Origin of the sequence: Pantoea sp. Morm, assembly GCF_016643525.1 — a bacterium.
GTDB lineage: Bacteria > Pseudomonadota > Gammaproteobacteria > Enterobacterales > Enterobacteriaceae > Pantoea > Pantoea dispersa.
Genome location: NZ_VOQX01000222.1, coordinates 1 through 1,836, shown reverse-complemented (window position 1 = coordinate 1,836; position 1,836 = coordinate 1). Strand labels below are relative to the sequence as shown.

Annotated in this window: 2 protein-coding genes; both read left to right on the top strand. The window is 57.1% G+C overall.

Annotated elements, in window-relative coordinates:
- A partial coding sequence (locus FT726_RS27025) for an ABC transporter permease (RefSeq protein WP_346303825.1) occupies positions 1–748 on the top strand: 748 nt, incomplete at its 5' end.
- Positions 749–817: 69 nt separating this feature from the next.
- Positions 818–1,765 carry a D-ribose ABC transporter substrate-binding protein gene (locus tag FT726_RS27020; RefSeq protein WP_034823484.1) on the top strand — a complete coding sequence of 316 codons (948 nt, stop codon included), beginning with the start codon at positions 818–820 and terminating at the stop codon, positions 1,763–1,765.
- The last annotated feature ends 71 nt before the right edge of the window (positions 1,766–1,836 follow it).

The window sequence follows — 1,836 nt, the reverse complement described above, 5'->3', positions numbered from 1 at the left end:
GCAGGGCATCAATCTCGAAGCGCTGGGCGTGGTGCTGTATTTGCCAGTGTGGGCAGTGGCGATATTAACGCTGGTGATTGGCGCGCTGGTGGGATTGGTCAATGGCGTGTTGATCGCCTGGTTCCGCGTTCCGGCATTTGTCGCCACGCTCGGGACCATGTATGTGGCGCGCGGTATTGCCCTGCTGATCACTAACGGACTGACCTACAACAAACTCTCTGGCACTGAAGCGCTGGGTAACACCGGCTTTGACTGGCTCGGCTTTAATCGCATCTTCAACATCCCGGTGGGTGTGCTGGTGCTGGGGGTAGTGGCGCTGGCCTGTGGTTTTCTGCTGAGCCGCTCGGCGTTTGGCCGCTGGCTGTATGCCTCGGGTGGTAACGAGCGCGCCGCCGATCTCTCCGGCGTGCCGGTGAAACGTATCAAAATCAGCGTTTATGTGTTGTCGGGGATCTGTGCCGCGATGGCGGGGCTGGTGCTCTCATCTCAGCTCACCTCAGCCGGTCCAACGGCGGGTACCACTTATGAACTGACCGCGATTGCCGCGGTGGTGATTGGCGGTGCGGCCTTAACCGGTGGTCGCGGTAACGTACGCGGCACGCTGCTGGGCGCTTTTGTAATCGGTTTTCTCTCTGATGGCTTAGTGATTATCGGCGTCTCTGCCTACTGGCAGACGGTGTTCACTGGCGCCGTGATTGTGCTGGCGGTATTGCTCAACACCCTGCAATACGGCAAACGCAGTCGCTAACTCACGTGCGCTGTCTGGCAGCGCGCGGTTATCCGTAAAACCTGTACCCTAAATAATAACGGAGCACCTATGTTCACAAAACGTCTGTTTATTGCTGCCGCCGCTATGGCGATCACCACCTTCGCTGCACCGACCTGGGCGGATAACGGCTTGATGACCATCATCGTTAATGATCCTTCTAACCCATACTGGCTGACGGAAGGTCAGGTGGCGCAGAAAGCGGCTGAAAAACTCGGCTACAGCGCAAAAGTCAGCGCGCACAAAGGTGATACCAACACCGAAAGCCAGCTGATTGATACGGCGATCACCAATAAATCCAAGGCAATCATCCTCGATCCCGCCAACGCCGACGGTTCTGTGGGATCGGTGAAAAAAGCCATCGCGGCGAACATTCCGGTGTTTATCATTAACGCCGAGCTGAATCAGAGCGGATTGGCCAAAGCGCAGCTGGTTTCCAACAATGCGCAGGGCGCGGCGGTGGGTGCGATGGAGTGGGTGAAACAGGTAGGCGATACCGCCAACTATGTTGAATTAGTGGGCCCGCCATCCGATAACAACGCGGCAACGCGTGCCAATGGTTTTGATACCGTGCTGTCGCAGTACCCCACGCTGAAGAAAGTGGGTCAGGAAGTGGCCAACTGGGATCGTACTCAGGGCTTCAACAAGATGCAGTCTCTGCTGCAGGCGAACCCAAACATTAAAGGCGTGATCAGCGGTAATGATGAAATGGCGCTGGGGGCGATTGCCGCACTGAAAGAAGCCGGCAAGCTGAACCAAATCAAAGTCGGTGGTTTTGATGGTTCGCCGGATGCGGTGGACGCCGTGAAAGCCGGGACGCTGGCGTATACCGTGATGCAGCCGGTGGCGCAGTTCGCGCAGAAAGCGGTAGAGCAGGCTGACAGCTTCCTGAAAACCGGCAAAACCGGCGCAGCATCGGAAAAGCAGCTGTTTGACTGCATTTTGATCACCAAAGAAAACGCGGGCAATTTCGTATCACCGTTTGTGTTGAAGCAGTAATGCATGAAGTGCGGCTCTCGGGCCGCACACTGCCCAGCGGACGCGCTTCGGTGCGCCGCTGTAACCGTCCG